Source organism: Rhodothermales bacterium (genome assembly GCA_041391505.1).
GTDB lineage: Bacteria > Bacteroidota > Rhodothermia > Rhodothermales > JAHQVL01 > JAWKNW01.
The window spans coordinates 61,089-81,849 of the sequence record JAWKNW010000023.1 but is presented as its reverse complement, the minus strand read 5'-3'; the positions used below and the strand labels follow the sequence as shown (position 1 = coordinate 81,849).

The following is a 20,761-nucleotide window of genomic DNA, read 5'->3' as shown; positions in this document are numbered from 1 at the left end:
AGGATGTGTCAGGGCAAATAGTCGATCGGGTCGACCGGTTTGCCGTTTTTATGGACTTCGTAGTGGAGGTGTGGAGCGGTCGATAGGCCTGAGCTGCCCGCCGCACCGATCTGCTGGCCGGCGCGGACGGTATCGCCTTGCGCAACGCGCTGTTGCGAAAGCTGGGCATACCAGGTTTCGTAGCCTTCCTCGTGCGCGATACGGATGATCTGGCCATACCCCTCGGCGGTCTCAGCCGATTTGACGATGCCGTCAGCCGTTGCGTAGACGGGTTTACCCGCCGGCGCCGCGAAGTCGACGCCCCGGTGAAACCGTTCGATCTTCAGCACGGGATGGAAGCGCATCCCGAAACCGGATACTACACGCGTCGTGTCGCCGAGCGGGTGCAGGGATGGGATGTCAATGACGAGGGGTTGACGTTCGATAAAATTCAGCGAGCCGATTGTTTTGCGCAGTGTGAGGTCGTCGACATGCGATGTCATGCCGCCGGCTGTGACGAGGTAGTACCGCTCCATCGCCTCAATCCAGATCGCATATCCGTTCGTGCTGTCATCCCTGAATGTGAAAGCGCTTGCGTCGTACGCATCCAATCCCAGCTGTGTCAGCGACGTGCGGTGGATGGCGTCAAAACGTGCGATCCGACGCAGATCCGACCCAGTGAACCATTCCCTGCGCTGGTAATCCGGCAGGTCCGAATACTCCTCTATCTGTACGAACTGCTGATGATCGGGAGCCCAATAAAGCTGCGACCAGAATGCGCCGTCGATTTCGTTGAAGCTGCCGGCTTGCCAGTTCTCCGGCAGGTTGATTTGAAAACCCAGCGCATCGTGAATGACCGTGCTGGATGTTACCCCCGGTGCTTCCCGCGCATCGATGCACGCCACCGCAATGAAACTGCTGACCGCCACGATCGCAATGGCCAGCACAATGCCCGATGCCGAGCGCAACCGATCCGGCGCCGGCGGCTCCACCAGCCGCTGGATACGCCCGACGAGCGATCCACCGCCGGCCGGCAGGGCCAGCCGGAGCGACGCCACCCGGCGTTCCTCCAGTCCGGCCAGGGCGCGGACATAGGTCGATCGGCTGGCGATCGCCGCCACGGCCAGGTCGTCGCAGGCGCGCTCGCGCTCCTCGCGGATGCGGCCCGAGATCCACCAGGCGGCCGGATGATAAAACAGCACGGCTTCGAGGATGGACTGGAGCACGGCGAAGAGGTAGTCGTGCCGGCGGATGTGCGCCAGCTCGTGCGCGAGGATGGCCTCGACGTGCGCCGGCGGCATGCCGGCGAGCAGTGCGGCCGGGATCATGATGACGGGTTTGAGCCACCCGATGAGCATCGGCTCGCCGGCGCGGTCGGTCGCGAGGATCCTCACGCGATGGGTGATGCCGAGGCTCCGCATCAGGCGGTCGACGGCCTCAGCCAGGCCGGCGTCGAGGGGACGACCGGGGAGCCGGCGCATACGATGGACCTCTCGCCAGCCGAGCGCCAGTCTGAAGCTCATTACTAAAACGCCTATTAACCAGAGCGCCACCAGCAAAGGAGACACCGCAAAGCCGGTTGCCGCCGACTGAGCCATCTGATCGGGGAGAACCTGCGGCACTATATGATCTGAGCTACGTGCCGGCGTCAGTAGTTCTGCTCCTCCGAGTCCGTCCGTTCCACCAGAACCCGAGGGCCACGCCGTCCATACGGGCAGGGCGACCATCGCTGTCAGTGCGGCCCAGGAAACGAGGTAGCGGGCGTTGGGCGAGGCGCCGCGCATGAGGCGAAGCGCAAGGGCCAGCGCGCCGGCGATGAAGGCGCCCTGCCAGAGCGAGTGCAGCAGCGCCTCGCCGGCGACGGTTACGAACGTGGGATTCATACGTTGTCCTCCAGTTTGTCGAGGAGGGCGCGTATCGCCGCCAGTTCCTCCGGGGTGCTGGGTTTGATGGATAGGGCGCGAAGCACGAGCTTCTCCGCGGAGCCCTGGAAGGCGCGGTCGAGCAGCGATTCCAGCAGGTTGCGCTGGATCGTTTCCTCGGGGATCGCCGCGGCGTAGACGTGCGCTTTTGCCGCGTCGTCGCGGGTGACGAGACCCTTGCCGTGCATGATCTGCATCAGCTTGAGCACGGTGGTGTATCCCGTGCTCTGGGTGGCTTCGAGCGCCTCGTGCACCTCGCGCACGGTGCTGGCGCCGCGTTCCCACAACACGTGGAGAATCGCCAGCTCGGCATCGGTGGGGCGGGGTAGGGATGAATCGGTGGTCACGATGCAGGTCGGGGTTGATGTACGAAAGACTTCGTAGTCAATATACGAAGGTTTTCGTACATGTCAACCCGCCCCCCAAAAAAACACCCCCTCGCGCAGCGCACGAGGGGGTGTCATGATCCCGAACAAAACAGGAATCAGCCGAAAAGCCGCGTCATGGCCGCATCGTCCAGGGTTTCCCCCGATTCCTCAATGGAGACAAAGCGGTCGCCAAGTTTAAAAACGACTTTCCCGCCGAGCTGTGCGAAGGGCAGGGTATCCGGATACGTCTTCAGCAGGCGGAAATACGTCTCCGAGCCAAATGCAATGGCGACGGGTTTGTGCGTGTCGGCATCGAATTCGGTATCCCGCCATACCCCGTCGGCATCGAGGACGAGCGTCCGGCCCTGGATGTTTGCCTGCGTAGCCCCGACTTCCGCCGGCGCGGCGACCTCCGCCTCCTGCATCGATCGGATCGATTTGCTCATCTGCACGGCTGCCTCGCCCGAGGTCTGGTTGAAGCCCGCGTCCGCGCTCGGCATGCCCGGACGGGCCTGCCTCGAGGATACCGGCCGTGGCGCGCCCGGCGGCGGCATCATCTGATCGACGGCCATCATCTCGTCCTCCGTCACCAGATACGAGGTATAGGGTGTGACGATGCCGAATTCCTTCGCGAGGGCGATGACCTCGTCTTTCAGTTCGGCATTTTCGCCATGCATCCGGATCTCCTCGAGCAGCATGCCGACGCGTCGCTGGGCCCAGAGGCGGGCGACGAAATCGCGGTCGCGTTCCGAAGCCGGCAGGTCGAACCCGTAGCGGAACGTCTGCTCCCGGCCGTTCAGCATGCCGGTGAGCTGGACTTTTGCCGCCCCCGGCTTCCGGTATCGGCCGGCGACGATGAGCTGGCCGTTTTTGTAGAGGTTCGCAAGCTGGCCCGGGCTGACGGCATACGTGTCAGCTCCGTCGATCGTCAGCTTCAGGTCCGTCATCACGGGGAAACGAACTTTGTCGTAGAATCCGCCCACCCGTTCCTCGATGTTCTCCTCGGGCGAGATGTAATCCGCGAAGGCGCCCGATTCGGCCGCGAGGCCGTCGAGCAGGCGGGTGTTGACGTCGTAGCCGACGCCGAAGGCGAAGACGCTCACCTCGTGGCCGTTGGCGCCCTGAATGTTCTTTCGGATGGCCTCTTCGTTCGTTTCGCCGGCGGAAGGCAGGCCGTCGGTGAGAAAGACGATCATGCCGCGCCGGCTGTCGTCCAGCTGGCCGAGCGCCGTCTTCAGGGCGGCATCGATGTTGGTCCCGCCGCGGGCTTCAAGCTGGTCGATGAAAAACAGGGCGTCTTCCTTCGATGAGGCCGGCATCAGGGTTTCGCGGAAGGCGTCGACATCCGAGCTGAACGCCACGATGCCGAACCGGTCCTGCGCGCCGAGGCGCTGGACGCAGTATTTCAGGGCGTCGCGGGCCTGCGCGATTTTGTCGCCGGCCATGCTGCCCGACGTGTCGAGCACGAAGACGATGTCCCGGGGCTGCACCGCGCCGGCCGAGAGGTCGACGCTGGGGGTGAGCATGAGCATGAAATACCCCGCCTTGTCGCGGTAGGGCCGGTGCGCAAGCAGGGTGGCGCCGACCTCGGCGTTGTCGCGGCTGATGTAGAGGACAAAATCCCGGCCGTCGCGTTCACCTTCCCGGTCGTAGCGGACCTCGGCGCGCCGGCTGTTCGGGCGCGCGATGTCGACCTCGTGCGAGGGGGAATACACCGTTCCGATTCCCTTTTCGCTCCGGATCTTCGCCGTGATCAGGGTGTGGGTGGTGGCGGGCTCATCCGGCCGCTCCGGCGGCGCGGGGCGATCCTCGCGCATGGGCATCGGTCGGGGCATGGGGATGCGGCCTGGACCGCGGGCGCCGAGCTGGCCCTGGAGTGGGTAGGAAAACGTGACGGTAGCGCCTTCGGCCGGCAGGGTGGCGTCGTAGCGCAGCGTGATGGTGCGCTGCTGCCCCGGCGGGATCGGGAAAACGCTCGCCCGAAACGTGCGGTGGTCGACCATCTCCAGGAGCGCGGGGTCGATGTTTTTTCGGACGATGGCTTCGTAGATAGACCGCGCCTCGTCGGCCGCGAGGAGTTCGCCGGCGAGCTCCTTGCCGTCCACGTCCATCGAGAAGCGCGACACCTGGGCATCCTTGGGCAGGGGGAAGAGGAAGGTGCCCTCGATGACGCCGCGGGAGGTGTTCTTGAAGGTATGGCTGACGGTTACGACGGCGATCTGCTCGTCGATGGCCGCATCCACCGTATGTTCGGTCAGCGAGATCGGGGTGAATTGATAGTCGGGACCGACGATCAGGCCCTGCGCCATGCCGGCGCGGACGAAGACGAGGGTGAACAGGGCGAGTGCGATCGGGCGAAAGGACATGGTGGTGCTACGTTGGATGCGCGGACAGGGACGTGGATCGCGGGGTCCCTGCGTAAACGGACGGCGTCAGCGGGTTATTGTGGCTGCGGCTACGGCGAGCGATCGGGGCTGGAAGAAATACCGCAAATTCTGTCTATTCAGGTGTGACATGATGTTGTCACTGGGGTTCTCTATCTTGCGTGCAACCGACCCGGAAATGGGTTTTATCCAACTGAAAAGGGCACGCTCATGCTGAACGACCTGAATACGACATCCCCTGACGGACGACTTTTTCCGCTCCACGCGGTGCTGCCGTTGCGGCATCCCCTTCGCGAGCCGGCGTTGTTCTACCATCCGCCGTATGAGACCGAGGCGGAAGATGAGCTGGCCTATCACCTGGTAGGGACGCTCGACGAGTCGGCCGGCCTGCTGTACCGGCCGCGCCTCGCCACCTCGTACGCGTCGTTCGATGTCGCCTTCGTGATCGAAAAGGGGCGTCAGCGGATCGGGATTCAGGTTACGCGGCAGGCGGAACCCCGCGAGCCCGTCGATACGGCCTACCATGACACGCTGCTGATCGATGCCGGCCTCGTGGACATCCTGTACCGGTTTGACGAAGCCGACATCGAGGAGCGGCTTTACGACGGGCTGTGTGTGATCGCGCGCTGGAATCCGTCGCTGTTCAGCGAGCGCGGACTTGCCCGGATCGAGGCCCAGGCTTCGCCGGCGGCGCGGGCGTTCCAGCCGGCGCCGGGCCAGGAGAACAGCCCGATCGCCCTCGTGCTGCCGGCGGCGGAGGACGAGTGGCAGGGCGAGTCGTTCGTATGGCCGTCCGAGGAGTCCGGCGTACCGTTTTCCTGCCGGCGCATGAGCCGATACCACCCGGCCGGCTGGATGCGTGAGGTGGACGAGGCCCTCGCGCATTTCGGCATCACCCACGAACAGCTCCGCGGCAACTGGGCCCGGAGCGCGTGATCGGGGGATGGTGAGATGGGGGACGCAGGATGCTGGATACGGGATGCAGGATACTGGATGCAGGATACGGGATGCTGGATGCAGGATTTTTTGAATTAGCTCGTCTTTGATAGCCGAAACTTCATCCCGCATCCTGCATCTCCCCCCATCCCGCATCCTGCATCTTGCATCTCCCCCCATCCCGCATCTCCCCCCCATCCCCCATTAAAGAAGCTTCGCACGTTCGCCGATACTCACCTTAGCCAGGCTCAAGCCCCCCTGAGCCTGGCGCTTTTTTTATCGCCCCACACCCCGCCGAGTAGTCCGGACTCTCCTATTCCTGCCGCGCCGACCCATGCGCTCGCGTTTTTGCGCGCCGGCCGTACCGTTATCCATCCAATGCAGGGGGTTCCGTCACTATGCGTATGCTCGCGACACGCCTCGCCGTTCTCCTTTGCCTTGCTGCTTTTCCCGCCTTTGCGCAGCTTTCGGTTCATGGCCAGCTCGTCTACGACAACGCGGTGCAGCCCGGTGGCCGCTATGCGGGGTCGTTCCTGGTTCGCAACGATTCCGACACGCCGCGCGACGTGCTCGTGCAGCAGCACGATTTTAAACTCGAAAGCGATACCGTCGCCCTCGTAACTCCCCCCGCGACTCACCGGCGCAGCAACGCCGGCTGGGTGGTCGTCACGCCGTCCCGCTTTACGGTGGCGCCGGGCGAAACGCAGCGGGTGGACTATGAAATCGCGGTGCCCCGGGACATCAAGGGCGCTCCGCCGGAGGGTTCGTATCGCAGCCTCATCGCCGTGAGCGAATTGCCCGCCGAAACCTCGCACCGCCGCATGTACAGTCTGATTGCGGATGCGGGCGTCCCTGTTTCGGATCGGGACGTGCGGCAGAGTGTGCAGATCGCCACCCACATCGCCGGCACGGGCGTCACGGATCTCACCTTTCTCGGCGTCGACGTCCGCGATGAAAACGGCATGCACGTGATGACGGCGGATGTCGAAAACACCGGCGACGTGGTGATCGAACCGTCGATATGGGTCGAGCTGTATTCCGCCTCGGGCGACCTGGTGGAGCGGCGTCAGGCGGAGCCGACCCGGCTCTACCCGGGCGATTCGCTTCGCCATCGGCTGCCGCTCGACACGCTGGGCGCCGGCATCTATGAGGCCCTCATCGTGGTCGATGCCGGCGGCGACAACATTTTCGGGGCCCAGTATACGTTGGATCTGAACACCTGGTGACGCCATGGCGACGCAGCTTCCCGCACGCGTGCCACTCTCCACACTGTGGATTCACGTGGCCTTTCTGCTCTTCTGCCTCCTGCTGAGTGTGCTCGTGTAGCGCTTGCTCGCCCGTCAGCCGCAGAGGATCTGAACCGGGCACACCCGAAGACCCGCCGCGACGTTCTGGTGACGTCCGCCCGGCAGGGTGATCTGCGCGGTGACGGCAAACGAATCGGCGCCGGCGGCCGTAAAGGAAACGACGGCCCGTTCCGTGTTGACGCACGCGGCGCCGGACCCGGGGCACGATTGCCCCCATCCCCCCGAATAATAGGACGGATCGTCGTCGATCCCCCCAACCGTCCACACGCCCGGCGCCGGCTCGCCGAGCCCCCAGAGAAAGATCCGGGTGAACGCACGGTCCGAGTTATCCCCGTATCCTAGCTGGTTCACGTTCTCGCAGGCCAGGACGGAGTCCAGGACGATGAGCTCCAGCGCGGGACCGTCCGTCGGACCGCAGGTTCTCTGGGCGTAAACGGCCGCCGCGATCTCGGGCGCGGGCTCTTCTTCGCCGACGATCTGGCAGCCCGTGAACGAGAGCACGAGGGGAACGAACAACAAGATGGCGTGACGCATCGGAATGACTCGGTTTAGGTCGAACGGGGATGCCCATGAGACCGCCGGACTGTCGCTCTTATTCCCGTGTTTGCGCCACGTCACGGGAAGCCGGCTTCAATCGTGGCGCTCGGACGCCCGGTTCAGCATGCCGGCCACGTCGATCCCCGTCGATGCTTTGATGCTTTCCAGCAGGGCGGGCGTCGCGCCGGCGATCTGGTTGAACACCGCGGGTACGCCGCCGCCGGTGCCGCCGCTGTCGACCACCGTGATCTTGTCGATCTTGAGGTTGTCGACGGTCTGCACCACCTGCTTCAGGATGTCCGGCAGCATCTGGATAAGGAAGAGACGCTCGGCGTCGGGGCCGGCCTGGTTCCACAGTTCGAGCTTGCGGCGGAGCACCTCCACCTCGGCCTGGCCGTCTTGCAAGATGCGCGCCGCGTTGCCTTTAGCGATCTCTTCCTTGGCCTGGCGCTCCGCCTCGGCGGCGACGACGACGGTCGACCGCTGGCGTTTTTCGGCCAGCAGGATCTCCTGTTCGGCCAGCTCCTGCTCCGCGCGGGCCTGGGCGACCTGCGCGGCGATACTGATCTTCGCTTCTTCAGCCTCCGCATTCGCCGCCAGCTGGGCGCGCACGATACGAACCTGGTTTTCCGCTTCGGCGATCGACTGGTCGGCCTTGGCCTCGGCCAGCTTGGCCTGCTCACGCTGCTGGGCTTCCGCGATCTGGGCCGTGGAGATGATGTGCGCGGAGCGCTGGCGCCCGATGGCGTTGAGGTAGCCCCGTTCGTCCTCCACGCTCTGGATTTTGAGCGTATCGAGTTGGAGCCCCAGGGCGCTCATGTCGATGTCTGCCTCCTCGACCAGTTGCTTGGCGAACTTCAGGCGATCCTCGTTCACTTCTTCCGGCGTCAGCAGGGCGAGCACGCCGCGCAGGTTGCCTTCGAGGGTTTCCTTGGCGATGGTCTGGACCGCCTCGAGCGGTTTACCGAGCAGGCGCTCGACGGCGTTGTTGATCTCGGGCTCCGCCGAGGCAATCTTGATGTTGGCGATGGCGCGCACCGTGAGCGGGATGCCGCCTTTCGAGTAGGCGTTCGACACCATGAGGTCGATCGGGATCGTGTTGAGAAACAGCCGATCCACACGTTCGATGATGGGAATCCGGAAGGCGCGGCCGCCGCGGATGAGCCGGTAGCCCAGCGTCGAGCCATCGGGGAGCTGTCGCCGTTTTCCGCTGAAAATCAGGATTTCGTTCGGCTGACAGATTTTGAGGTTGGCGCGGATGACGCCGATGACGGCAAGGATGGCGACGATGATGACGCCGGCGAGCACGAGTTCGAACATGGGACCTCCAGGGTTCTATCGATGAGCAGCCAGGGGCTGCGGGTTTTCAGGTGGGTTTTACGACCTCGACCGTCAGGCCGTCGCGCGAGATGACGACGACCTCGTCGCCCGGGTTGAACGCCTCGGCGGATTCGGTATCCAGCGATCGCGCCGGCAGGCGCAGCTCGCTGCCCTTCACGACCACGCTGATCTTGCCCCGCTCATCCCCGGAAAACGGGATCAGCACCCGGCCCGTCAGGCCCTTGATGTCGGACGACGTGATGTCGCTCGACACGTGCGCATACCCGATGCGCTTGATGACGTAGTTGCCGCCAAACCCGACGAGCAGGCCGACGATTGTGGCCGTCAAGCCCGTGAGCGCGCCGCCGGAGCCCGTCCAGTTCAGCAGGGTGCCGGTGAGGCCGAAAAAAGCGAGGAAGAGGAAGAGCGTGCGGAGGGAGAGCAGGTCGACGAAGCCGGGGCCGGCCTCGAGGTCGGCGTGTATGTCGCCATCCATCGAGACATCCGTGTCGACATCCGTATCCACCGACACGTCGACCTCGGCATGATGGTCCATCTCGCCGCCGAAGATGGAGAGCAGAACGAAAAAGCCACCGACCAGCATGCAGACCAGATACAGGGTGTCCATGGTGTTTTTCGTTTGATGACCGTTGCGTGTACGTCGGTATGATAGGACGCGTTACGCCGGCCGGCAAGTATTTAGAAATATGACGTTACGCCCGTTGGCGAAGCCACATCTGGATGCAAGATGCAGGATGCAGGATGCTAGATGCAGGATGGGTAACAAATCAGGTGCCCTCTGATCGGTGATCCTGCATCGGATGCTCGAAGCGCGGGGGTGGTTACGTCAGGCATAGACGATCAAAACCGCCCCCGCAATGCATGCGAGGGCGGTTTATGAGCAGAAATCCTGCATCCTGCATCCCACCATCTCATTGCCGTCGACGCAACGTCGCCGGCATCAGGAACCCCTGGCGCGCGGATTATCCTTTTCCGCCCCATCGGAAAGCCCGCAGCAGCATCTTCGCGTAGGACGATTCGACGGGTGAGCCGGCCTTTTTCATGTCGGGCTCGAGCACGTCGTGCAGTTCCTGCAACCGGTACCACGGGACGTTGGGAATCAGGTGGTGTTCGAGATGGTAGTTGAGGTTATTCATAAAAAAACTGACCATCTGGTTCGATATCATCGTCCGTGTAGCCGTGAATTCGTCGGTTTTCTCGGTCATCATATGCTCGGCCACGCCCCGTACATTCACGAAAATCATGGCTACGAGCACGGGGTAGGCCCAGCCGTTCAGAAACACATCCATCCGCCCGATCTGGGCCAGGTAGGTGATGACGGTGGCGAAAATGAGGGTGATCAGCGCGTATTCGACGATCATGTCGCGCCGCTCTGTTGGTTTCGCCAGTTTCCAGGCCATCATCGGGACGTGGATGAAGATGTAATACGGACCTCCGAACACCAGCCACAGGAAGAAGGCGACGCGCCGCAAGGCCGGGTTGGGCACCGCGTTCGTAAACTCGTCCGGGTCGCGGTCCTTGCCCGTGTGGTTGTGATGCTCCATGTGAACGACGCGGTAGGAGGTGACCGACACAAACGCCGGCAGGCCGGCGAAAAAACCCACCCACCGGTTCAGAAACCTGTTTTTGAACAGGATGCCGTGCGTTGCCTCATGCGCAAAAATCGCCAGACTGTGTATCGACGCCCCCATGACGAAATATCCGACGATCCTGAGCGCGAGTTGGGGCGTGTTGATCGTCCAGTAGGCGACGCCAAGCCACAACACGTACATCAACAGGATTTTGAGATTCCACCAGGGGTTGATGTCCAGCAGCGAACGGATTCGCTCCCTTTTTGAAGGGTCCTTGAGGCAGTCTTTCAGGTGCATGATCCTCTCCCGTTTGGTTACGACAACGGATCGGTTCTTCGGACGCGGGCGCTGTTTTATATTCGGGAAGCAGGTGGTGGGTCGACGGCGCCGGCAGCGAGGTCAGGGAGTGCCCGAAGAATCCGTCCGCCGGTGCACTCGCTACCAGTTTAATAGGATCGACCGGTTAGGCGCGCTGACGGTAGAAACGGGGTTATGGCTGTGGGGAGATGCCCCACCCGGTACCCGGGTGACGCGGAGGGGAGGGGGGCTGATTGGGGGGCGGGGAGGTGGATATGGGATGCAGGATGCGGGATACTGGGATGTGGGATGGTCGATTAGAACACGGCTATTTGGGGGAATCCTGCATCTCGACCCAGGGCAATCGCATGCTCTTCAAACATGAGCATCTCTCGGTATGGGAGTATGGGAGGTTCTGCGGTAAAAAATGCCCCCATGCACCCAAACTCCCCTACGCTTCTCACGGCCATGGCGAGCATGCGATTGCCCTTCATCTCGACCCTGTTTCTTTGTCGTGCGTGCCGGCGCATCATAAAAAACGTCCGCCCCCACCGGAGTGAGGACGGACGTTGTGGGTCGTTACCGGAGAAACGGGTCAGACGGTGACCGGCGTCACGGCGGCGGTGTCTTCTTCGCCCGTTCGGATGCGGTAGATCTTTTCGACGGGCAGGACGAAGATTTTGCCATCGCCGACTTCGCCCGTGCGGGCGGCGCCGAGAATGGCGTCGACGGTGGCTTCGACGAAGGGCTCCGATACGCCGATGTCGAGCGCGACTTTTTCGGTCAATTCTTTCTTGACCGTGGTGCCGCGATAGGTTTCGACGGTTTCGGACTCGCCGCCGTGGCCCTGAACGCGGGTGACGGTGATGCCGTGGATTTCTGCCCGATACAGTGCCGCAAGCACCTCGTTCAGTTTTTCGGGGCGGATAATCGCTTTAATCAATTTCATGACAGTGTCTCGGTTGCGTGGCGGGTTCAGGCGCCGGCGGCGTGCGCCGGCTTGACATGGACGCCGATGGAAGCGCCGTCCCCATTCATTTCTTCGTCGAGCAGCAGCACGGTGCCTTCTCCGTTGGCGTAGGCTTCTTCCCCGTGGAAGGCGAGGTCGAGACCGATGCCTTCTTCTTTCTCCGTAGCGCGAATGGGGACCACGAGCCCGATCACCTTCAGAATGACAAAGGTGAGGACGCCGCTGTAGAGGAGCACGGCCACGATCGAACCGAGCTGGATGATAAACTGGGTCGGGTTGCCGAACAGCAGGCCGTTGGCAACGCCGTTGATGGATTCCTGGGCGAATACGCCGGTGAGGAGCGCGCCGGTGAGGCCGCCCACGCCGTGCGCCGCGAAGACGTCGAGCGAGTCGTCGAGCCGGGTCCGCGAGCGCCACAGGATGAGGTAGTAGCTGGGCAGGGCCGCAATGGCGCCCAGCAGGAGCGAAAACATCGGAGAGATGAAGCCGGCCGCCGGCGTGATCGCGACGAGTCCGACGACGATGGCGGTGGCGAGCCCTACCGCCGTGAATTTCCCGCTGCGGGCAAAGTCGAGCATCGCCCAGACGACCGCGGTGGCCGCAGGGGCGAGCATGGTGTTCACGAACGCGAGCGCGGCGATCTCATTTGAGGCCAGGGCGCTCCCGCCGTTGAAGCCGAACCAGCCGAACCAGAGCAGGCCGGTGCCGAGCAGCACAAAAGGCACATTGTGCGGCAGGAGGGCCTGGCGTCCGTAATCTTTTCTGGGCCCCAGCAACGAGGCCGCTACCACCGCCGCGATGCCGGCGTTTACGTGTACCACCGCTCCGCCGGCAAAGTCCAGCGCGCCCATCGATCCGATCCAGCCGCCGCCCCACACCCAGTGGCAAACCGGGGCATAAACCAGCAGCAACCAGGCGCTGATGAACAGCACATAGGCGCTGAACCGCATGCGGCCGATGACGGCCCCCGAGATCAGCGCGCCCGTGATGATGGCGAACGTGCCCTGAAACGCCATGAACAGGATGTGCGGGATGCTTCCCTTGGCCTCCAGGCCGACGCCGTTCAGAAACGCCATCGAGAGGTCGCCTATCCAGGCATTCCCCGTGCCGAACGCCAGCGAATACGCAAAAAGAGCCCACAACACGCCGGCGACGCCGAGCGAAATGAAGCTCATCATCATCGTATTCAGCATGTTCTTCGAGCGAACGAGTCCGCCGTAGAAGAAGGCCAGGGCGGGGGTCATCAGGAGCACCAGCGCGGTCGAGATCAGGATCCAGGCCGTGTCGGCTCCCGAGATGGAAGCTTCCGCCGCTTCCTGGGCGAAGGCGGGTTGCGCCAACGCTAGAAGCGGTAACAAGAGCAGGGTGTAACGGAGCATGGTTGTTAAAAATTTAGGTGCATGGTCTGTGCGCACTAAAATTAATAACACCTGCTGTATTAAATCCAAAATATCTATGGAAGCGCTTCTGGCAACCTATCCCCTGCATTAACAAGGAGATACGAGAAATGGGCTTCCGGAAAAAAACAGGCAGGAAGCGCTACGAGATTGTGAAATGCGCGCTAAGTGGCGATGATCTGTAAATAAATAAGGCATTTGTGGGATGGAATCTGCGAATGCCCACAAAACCCTAGAGGCTCCAGATCTGCTCGGCGCGCGCGGCGGGATGCATGTACAGATCGTGCCCGATGCGGCGTTCGAGCACTTTGCGGGCCTGACGAAAGCAGGTGTAGGCCGTTCGCATCACGGAGCGCTGCAATTCGCCCATGGTCTCTTCCCAGCCTTCGCTCAGGTAGGCGTGCTGGATGCGCCGGATGCGCCGGCGGGCGATTCGCAGCGCCTTCAGGTAGGGCTTGAACGTCGACTCCTCGGCTTCCCAGTATCGCATCAGCCAGTTGTCGAACCGTTCGAGCGTGGTCGTCGGAAGAATCACCTCGCGTTCATACGGCCCGACGATCGACCGCGTCTCCACGTCGTCCTCTTCAAAAAAGGCGGTGTTGAGATTCTGGATCGTCAGGATCTGCAGCCGGGAGAGAAACCGACTCGCGGATGCCACGCTGGGCCGGGCGAGCATCCCGATTTCGTTGAGAAAAAGCCCGTCGACCAGGGTCTGCGGAAAAAGCGCGGGCCGGCGGAGGTACGCGCAGCAGCGGTTGATGGTCAGGATTTCTTCCTGGAGGGCGCGATAGATCGGGAGGCGGCGGTTGAAGCCGTGGCCGTAGATCGCGCGCTCGTAGTCGGGATGGATCCGGAACGAACCCTGGATCGATTTCGCCATCCAGAGCTGCTGCTCGATCGGCGGCAGGTCGGCGAGTTCGCCCACGCACGCCGCGACGGCGCGATGGAAGGTGGCGTCGTACGCCAGGCCATACACCGGCATGCGTCGACGCGGCGGCGTCGCCGGCCGCAGCACGATGCCCGGCTCGCCCAGCGGAGCCGACTCTTCATAAAACGAGAGCACGGACGGATGAAACGTCTCGACTTTCAGGCGCGGCGCGCCCAGCGCCAGCCGAAGCGTATAGGGTTGACCGGTGAAAAAACGGACGTTGACGACACGTTCGAGGTGGCGTTGCGCCGGGAATACGCAGGCGGCTTCGATATCGGACTGCTCGAGCCGGTCGAGTTGATGCCAGATCGGCGCGTCGTGGAGCGCGCGCACGTGCGGGTCGGGGTGGCGGTCGCCAAATTCAATATGCACCAGTTGCGACCGCACGAGCGTCCGCAGCGTGTGTTTTACCGCGTCAAGATCTGTTTGCTGGCGATCGGCGAGTGACACCAGGGGGATGCCCTCGAACCGATTTTCCCGCAGATAAAAACGCGTAATTTGTTCAAGAAGGGCTATGCTTAGCGCCTCGTGCATGCAACTACCTCTCTGGTCGGAGAAGGGGCGGGTCCCTGAAACGGCTCCAAGAGGTATCGGACGGGCGGCAAGCTGCTTAACCTGGCGGGGTGCTGGATTAGCGGGATCGAAATCAATAGCTTTCGGTACATCAACGCCTACCCGCGGCGCACGCTTATCTGTATCGCTCCCCCCCGTATGCATACCCTCCGCACCACCGCACGTATTGTCTTGTTTTTTCTGCTCTTCGGAGGCGGGACGCCCGCGGCATATGCCCAGGTGAGCGTCAAACTCTCGCTGGGAAGCGAGGGGGCTCCGTTTGATTATTTCGGCGAATCGGTCGCGATCGATGCGGGGTACGCCATCGTGGGGAGCTGGCTGGACGACAACAGCCAGGGGAAAGACGCCGGCGCGGCCTATATCTATCGCCAGAACGGCCCCCGCTGGGACCTCGACGCCCAGCTGCTGGCCAGCGACGGCGAGGCCGGAGATCAATTCGGCGTGTCGGTCGCGATCGACGGTGATGTGGCGGTGGTGGGCGCACGACGGGACGACAACGAAAACGGCCCCTTCGCCGGCGCGGCCTATGTGTACCTGCGCGGAGCCAATGGCTGGGAGGAGGAAGCGCGGCTCGTGGCGCCGGAGGGCGCCTTCGATGATCGGTTCGGCTCGGCCGTCGACGTGTCCGGCGATCGCGTGGTGGTCGGGGCGCCCGGGTTCGATCAGCAGCGCGGCGCCGCCTACGTATTCCGGCGCGGCAGCGGCGGGTGGGCCTTCGAGGGCCGGCTCGAGGCTGTCGACGGCCAGGAAGGGGATGCGTTTGGCGAGGCCGTGGCGATCGATGGCGACTACGTGGTCGTCGGGGCCGACGCGCACGACACAGACGGTCTCGTCGATGCCGGCGCGGCCTACATCTTCAGCTACACCGGTTCGCTCTGGGCGTATCAGGCGACCCTCGCGGCGACGACGCCCGGCAGTGACGACGGTTTTGGCGGATCGGTATCCATCAGCGGCTCCAGCGCCCTCGTCGGCAGCCCGCGCGAGGCGGTGCAGGAGCGCGACGAGGCCGGCGCCGCCTACCTGTTCGTCCGCACCGGCACCGCGTGGTCCCTGCAATCCCGCCTGCTGCCGTTCACGAGCGTGGAGGGCGACGAGTTCGGGTATGCCGTCCACGTGGAGGGGGGCTACGCCGCCGTCGGCTCCCGCTGGCACCGCAACAACAACGGCGACAAGGCCGGCGCGGTCTTTCTGTTCGAACGCTTTGGCTCGGCGTGGTCGCTCGAGACCCAGTTGATCGCGGCGGACGGGGACGTGGGCGATCAATTTGGCAACGCGGTCGGGTTCAGCAACGAGCAGGTGATCGTGGGCGCGCGCTGGGACGACCACGACGGAGGCCAGGATGCCGGCTCGGCCTATATCTTTCCGGTGGGCGGAAGCGGCCTGCCGGCCCTGCTCACCAGCACCGCCGGCCTGACGTTCGGCGCGGTCGCCGTGGGTCAGTCCGTCGATGGCGGATTTACCGTCTCCAACATCGGCACTGCGGACCTCAACATCACCTCGATCGCCATCGAAGGGGCCGATGCCTCTTCATTTCAGCTGGTTTCCGGCGGCGACGGAGCCCTGCTCGCGCCCCTCGCGAGCGTCAACGCGACGGTTCGTTTTTCACCCCTGAGCCCGGGGGCCAAAACAGCGCGCGTCGTCCTGACGAGCAACGCGGTCGATGGACCGCATGAGGTCCGGTTGACGGGGCAGGGGAGCGATGGGCTGCAACCCGGCATGGCAAAGGTGCTGGCGTCGCGGGGCGAGGTCGAGCCGCGGTTCGGCAGCACGGTGGCCGTGAGCGGAGACTATGCGATCGTCGGCGCGGAGGGGATGAGCGATACGGATCCCGGCTCGGCCTACATCTACCGGCGCTCCGGTGAAACGTGGGTCCAGCAAACGCGCCTTCTGGCGAATGAGGCGGCCGGCGGCGACCGCTTCGGAAGCGCCGTGGCGATCGATGGCGACCGCGCGGTCGTCGGGGCGTGGAATGCGGACGATGCCCGCGGTGCGGCGTACGTTTTCGTGCGCAGCGGCTCGGTGTGGGTGCAACAGGCGCGTATACAGGCTTCCGATGGACTGCCAGGCGATCGTTTTGGACGCGCGGTGTCGATCGACGGCGATTTCATGGCCATTGGCGCGCTGGAAGACGACAACGAACGCGGGCTGGGCGCCGGCAGCGTCTATGTTTATGCCCGGTCGGGCGCCACGTGGGACGAGCAGACGCGACTTTCGGGATCGGATGGCCGGCAGGGCGACCGCTTCGGCAGCGCCGTCGCGGTGCGGGGGCAGAAGCTGATCGTGGGCGCGGCCAACGGCGGTTTTTTTGGGGAAGGCAAGGCGTACGTCTTCGGTTACGACGGCAGCGCCTGGGATGGCGAAGGCGAGCTATCGGCTTCGGATGGCGGGCTGAGCGATGGATTCGGGACGACGCTGGCGATCGAGGGCGACCTCGCGGTGGTCGGCGCACCCATCCACGACGGCGACAATACGATCGACGAAGGCTCGGCCTATGTGTTCGAGCGCGTCGGGGCGGACTGGGTCGAGCGCGCTAAACTCGAGGCATCGGACGGGTCGAGCGGCGCCGAGTTTGGCGCGGCCGTCGCCATCCAGGGGGAGGAGATCGTCGTGGGCGCCGCCGGCGTGGACAACCAGCGCGGCGCTGCCTATGTGTTTTCCAAAGTGGGCGAGGACTGGCTCTTCGACGTCAAGATATCCGCCCTGGACGCCGCGAATGGCGACGGCTTCGGCCGGGCGCTCGGGTTTAGCGGCAACGACCTGATCGTCGGCGCGCCGGACGACGACAACCTCAACGGGTCCGACGCCGGCGCGGTCTACTTCTACAACCGGTTTGGGCTCACGTGGGGGCAGCAGGCGGTCGTCATCGCGTCGAGCCGCGTGGTGCAGCCCTATTTCGGGGCCGCCGTCGCGCTGGGCGATCAGGTGGCGATCATCGGGGCCAGCGGCGACGCGGAGTCGCCCGGCGCCGCCTACGTTTATGTGCAGGACGGCGCCAGCTGGCGCCAGGCCGCGGAACTGGTGGCGTCGGACGGCCGTGCGGGCGACGGATTCGGCCATGCGGTCGCGATTGAGGGCTCGTACATCCTCGTGGGCGCGCCCGGCAACGACAACGAAAACGGCGACGACGCCGGCGCGGTCTACATCTTCCAGCAAGGGAGCGATTCCTGGAGCGAACAGGCCCGGATCGTCGCGTCGGACGGCGCGGCCGGCGACGCCTTCGGCTGGGCCCTCGTCATGCAGGGCGATGAGGCGTTTATCGGGGCCCCGGCGGATGACAACGCGAACGGCGATGACGCCGGCGCGGTGTATGCCGTCCGCCGCAACGGGGCGATGTGGCCCGAAACGCAGACGCTGCTCGCCGGCGACGGCGGCGCAGGCGACCGCTTCGGCGAGAGCCTCGCGATCGACGGGGTCGATCTGCTGGTGGGCGCTCCCAACGAAGGGCCGTTCGCGACGGGGGCCGGCTACATTTTTAGATGGGATGGCCTGGAGTGGAACCCGGAAGCCAAGCTGTTTGCCTCGGTGGGCGCCGTTGACGACGGGTTGGGCGCCGCGGCGGCGCTGGACGGCGACTATGCGATCCTCGGCGCGCCCGCGGGCGGCGATGACGACGCCGGCGCGGCCTATGTCTTCCGCCGCAGCGGCGGCCTGTGGGGCGGGCAGGAGCAGGCCGTGCTCACGGCGTCCGACGGGGCGCCCGGCTACCGCTTCGGCAGCGGTGTCTCCATCAGCGGAACGTACGTCCTGATCGGCGCGGACGGCGCCGAGGAGGGCCGCGGCGCCGCGTACGTGCTGCAGCGCAACGGGAGCAGCTGGCTCGAAAAAGCGCGCCTCGCGCCGACCGACGACGGGGGCGAGGACGGCTTCGGCCGGGTCGTCGCGTTGCGCGGGGAGGATGCCCTCATCGGCGCGAAGAACGACAGCAACGGCAACGGCGCCACGGCCGGCTCGGCGTATCTGATCGCACTCACCGGCCAGGTGACCATCACGGCCGTTGAGCCGGAACCGGAAACCGCGCCCGTCCGCTTTACGCTCGATCAGAATTATCCCAACCCGTTCCGTGGAGCCACGACGATCCCGTTTGCCCTGCCCGAGGCGGGGCCGGTCTCGTTGCGCGTGTTCGATCTCCTCGGGCGCGAGGTGGAGACCCTGTTCGACGGGGTGGAGCACGCCGGTGTCCACGCGGTCGTTTTCGACGCGTCGCGGCTTGCCGCCGGCGTGTATTTCTACCGCATGCAGGCCGGCGACGCCACGGCCGTTCGACGTTTAATCGTGGTGCACTAGGCCGTATTCTTGAACAGGCCCCATCCAGCGTGTATACTGTAGGCGAACGGTACCCGACCACCTAGCCTGCACCACTTATGTCGACTCGACGCGCCTTCTTCGGGCATATCGGCCGCCCCGCCGCGGCGGCCCTGACCGCCGCCGTACTCAACCCCGAGGCGCTTCCCCGCCTTTTCGATACCCTCTCTACGTATCCGGGCACGCCGGAAGAGGTGGCGATGGACGAGGCGTTCTGGCGGACCGTGCAGCAGGCGTTCACCGTGGATCGGAGCCTGATCAACCTGAACAACGGCGGGGTAAGCCCCGCGCCGGCCGACGTCCAGGCGGCGATGAAACGGTACCTCGACTACTCGAACATCGCCCCGGTCTATACGATGTGGGAGATCCTGGAGCCGCAGCGCGAGGGCGTTCGGCAGCGAGTGGCCCGTGATTTCGGGTGCGATACGGAAGAGATCGCGCTCACCCGGAATGCCTCGGAAAGCCTCCAGATCTGCCAGCTGGGTATGGATCTGAAGGCCGGCGATGAAGTGCTCACCACGACGCACGACTACGGCCGGATGATCACTACCTTCAAGCAGCGGGAGCGGCGGGAAGGCATCCGCCTCGTGCAGTTCCCCCTGCCGATCCCCGCCGAGGACGACGACGAGGTGGTGCGCCTGTTCGAATCGCACATCACCCCGCGGACGCGGATGATCCTGATGTGCCATATCGTGAACATCACGGGGCAGATCCTGCCGGTCAAAAAGGTGGTCCAGATGGCCCGCGAACGGGGCATCCCCGTGATTGTCGACGGCGCCCACGCGTACGCGCATTTCGATTTCAAGCATGAGGATCTGGATTGCGACTACTACGGATCCAGCCTGCATAAATGGCTGCTGGCGCCCCATGGCACCGGGCTGCTGTATGTGCGCAAGGAAAAGATCAAGGACCTCTGGCCGCTCATGGCCTCTCCCGAATCGATGGACGACAACATCCGCAAGTTCGAGGAGATCGGCACCCACCCCGCCGCGAACTACCTCGCCATCGCCGACGCGCTCACGTTCCATCAGGGCATCGGCGCGGAGCGGAAGCAGGAACGGTTGCGTTACCTGACCCGATACTGGGCGGAGCGCCTGCTCCAGCACGATCGGGTCCGCCTGAACACCAGCCTCAACCCCGGTATGTCGTGCGCGATCGGCAACGTCCAGGTGGTCGGGGTCGATACTGCGGCGCTCAAAAACTACCTGTGGAAGGAGCACCGCATCATCGTGGTGCCGATCATCCATCCCGAGTTTGAAGGTCTGCGCGTGACCCCCAACGTTTACACGACGCTCGAGGAACTCGACCGCTTCGTCGATGCGATGGAGCACGTGATCAAACACGGTCTTCCTGCGGCCTGATCGCGGGTTGCTCCTGTCCCGTTGAGACGCCCCTTCGACGCACGCGGAAGACCGCCGCGCGCGCCGTCCGTTGATTCATTCATTGTGTCTTGCCCCCAGGATTCATCCATGCCCCGCCCCACTTCCTGGTATGTCGCTGCCGCATTCGCCCTCGCCGGCTGCGTCCCTCCCGCCGAGCCGCCAGCCGAAACCGCCGGCCGGCGCGTCATCGCCACCGAACAGGCCCCGCCGGCCATAGGACCTTATTCGCAGGCCATTCAGGTCGGCAACCAGCTGTTTCTCGCGGGCCAGATCGGTCTCGACCCGCAAACCCGCGCCCTGGTGGAGGGCGGGGTCGGGCCCCAGACCCATCGCGTGATGCAAAACCAGCGCGCCGTACTCGAGGCCGCCGGCTTCTCGCTAGCCGACGTGGTCCAGGTCCAGATTTTTTTAGCGGATCTCGCGGAGTACGGCGCCGTAAATGAGATCTACGGTTCCTATTTCCCGAGCGCCCCGCCGGCTCGAGCGACGGTCCAGGTTGCCCGCCTTCCCCTGGATGCGCGCGTCGAAATCATGATGACCGCGGCGAAATAGGACGCGTCGCGTCTT

General features: G+C 64.3%; 15 protein-coding genes. 5 read left to right on the top strand and 10 right to left on the bottom strand.

Annotation, left to right across the window (positions count from 1 at the left end; translation table 11 throughout):
* Positions 1-8 precede the first annotated feature (8 nt).
* The 3 genes from R2834_18800 to R2834_18790 all read right to left on the bottom strand — a co-directional run bounded on the left by R2834_18800 (position 9) and on the right by R2834_18790 (position 4,635).
* The gene (locus tag R2834_18800) at positions 9-1,862 is read right to left on the bottom strand and encodes a M23/M56 family metallopeptidase (GenBank protein ID MEZ4702389.1); all 1,854 of its coding nucleotides are present in this window, start codon (positions 1,860-1,862) and stop codon (positions 9-11) included.
* The gene (locus R2834_18795) at positions 1,859-2,248 is read right to left on the bottom strand and encodes a BlaI/MecI/CopY family transcriptional regulator (protein ID MEZ4702388.1); all 390 of its coding nucleotides are present in this window, start codon (positions 2,246-2,248) and stop codon (positions 1,859-1,861) included. The genes R2834_18800 and R2834_18795 overlap by 4 nt, the downstream gene beginning before the upstream one ends.
* A gap of 137 nt (positions 2,249-2,385) precedes the next feature.
* Positions 2,386-4,635 (bottom strand): VIT domain-containing protein, encoded by a 2,250-nt coding sequence (locus R2834_18790; protein ID MEZ4702387.1) that lies wholly within the window; start codon positions 4,633-4,635, stop codon positions 2,386-2,388.
* A gap of 228 nt (positions 4,636-4,863) precedes the next feature.
* On the opposite strand from R2834_18790, the gene R2834_18785 reads away from it, so the two are divergent.
* Both R2834_18785 and R2834_18780 read left to right on the top strand, forming a co-directional pair.
* Positions 4,864-5,589: a hypothetical protein gene (locus tag R2834_18785; GenBank protein ID MEZ4702386.1), complete on the top strand. Its 726-nt coding sequence runs from the start codon at positions 4,864-4,866 to the stop codon at positions 5,587-5,589.
* Positions 5,590-5,993: 404 nt separating this feature from the next.
* Positions 5,994-6,815: a hypothetical protein gene (locus R2834_18780; protein MEZ4702385.1), complete on the top strand. Its 822-nt coding sequence runs from the start codon at positions 5,994-5,996 to the stop codon at positions 6,813-6,815.
* A gap of 114 nt (positions 6,816-6,929) precedes the next feature.
* Here the strand turns inward: R2834_18780 and R2834_18775 are convergent, their stop codons facing one another.
* The 7 genes from R2834_18775 to R2834_18745 form a co-directional block, all read right to left on the bottom strand.
* Positions 6,930-7,430 carry a hypothetical protein gene (locus tag R2834_18775; protein ID MEZ4702384.1) on the bottom strand — a complete coding sequence of 167 codons (501 nt, stop codon included), beginning with the start codon at positions 7,428-7,430 and terminating at the stop codon, positions 6,930-6,932.
* A gap of 96 nt (positions 7,431-7,526) precedes the next feature.
* Entirely contained in the window at positions 7,527-8,753 is a 1,227-nt protein-coding gene (locus tag R2834_18770; protein MEZ4702383.1) for an SPFH domain-containing protein, read from the bottom strand.
* A 46-nt stretch (positions 8,754-8,799) separates the two neighbouring features.
* The gene (locus R2834_18765) at positions 8,800-9,381 is read right to left on the bottom strand and encodes a hypothetical protein (GenBank protein ID MEZ4702382.1); all 582 of its coding nucleotides are present in this window, start codon (positions 9,379-9,381) and stop codon (positions 8,800-8,802) included.
* A 355-nt stretch (positions 9,382-9,736) separates the two neighbouring features.
* Entirely contained in the window at positions 9,737-10,642 is a 906-nt protein-coding gene (locus tag R2834_18760; protein MEZ4702381.1) for a fatty acid desaturase, read from the bottom strand.
* Between the two features lie 595 nt (positions 10,643-11,237).
* Positions 11,238-11,591, bottom strand: a complete 354-nt coding sequence (locus tag R2834_18755; GenBank protein MEZ4702380.1) for a P-II family nitrogen regulator — start codon at positions 11,589-11,591, stop codon at positions 11,238-11,240.
* Positions 11,592-11,617: 26 nt separating this feature from the next.
* Positions 11,618-12,991: an ammonium transporter gene (locus tag R2834_18750; protein ID MEZ4702379.1), complete on the bottom strand. Its 1,374-nt coding sequence runs from the start codon at positions 12,989-12,991 to the stop codon at positions 11,618-11,620.
* A 250-nt stretch (positions 12,992-13,241) separates the two neighbouring features.
* Positions 13,242-14,471, bottom strand: a complete 1,230-nt coding sequence (locus tag R2834_18745) for a hypothetical protein (protein MEZ4702378.1) — start codon at positions 14,469-14,471, stop codon at positions 13,242-13,244.
* A 177-nt stretch (positions 14,472-14,648) separates the two neighbouring features.
* Here R2834_18745 and R2834_18740 point away from each other — a divergent pair, with 177 nt between their 5' ends.
* The 3 genes from R2834_18740 (at position 14,649) to R2834_18730 (ending at position 20,746) form a co-directional block, all read left to right on the top strand.
* The gene (locus R2834_18740) at positions 14,649-18,794 is read left to right on the top strand and encodes a choice-of-anchor D domain-containing protein (protein ID MEZ4702377.1); all 4,146 of its coding nucleotides are present in this window, start codon (positions 14,649-14,651) and stop codon (positions 18,792-18,794) included.
* 77 nt (positions 18,795-18,871) lie between these two features.
* A complete protein-coding gene (locus R2834_18735; protein ID MEZ4702376.1) occupies positions 18,872-20,173 on the top strand; it encodes an aminotransferase class V-fold PLP-dependent enzyme in 1,302 nt (433 codons plus the stop codon).
* Positions 20,174-20,281: 108 nt separating this feature from the next.
* Positions 20,282-20,746 carry a RidA family protein gene (locus tag R2834_18730; protein ID MEZ4702375.1) on the top strand — a complete coding sequence of 155 codons (465 nt, stop codon included), beginning with the start codon at positions 20,282-20,284 and terminating at the stop codon, positions 20,744-20,746.
* Positions 20,747-20,761 lie beyond the last annotated feature (15 nt).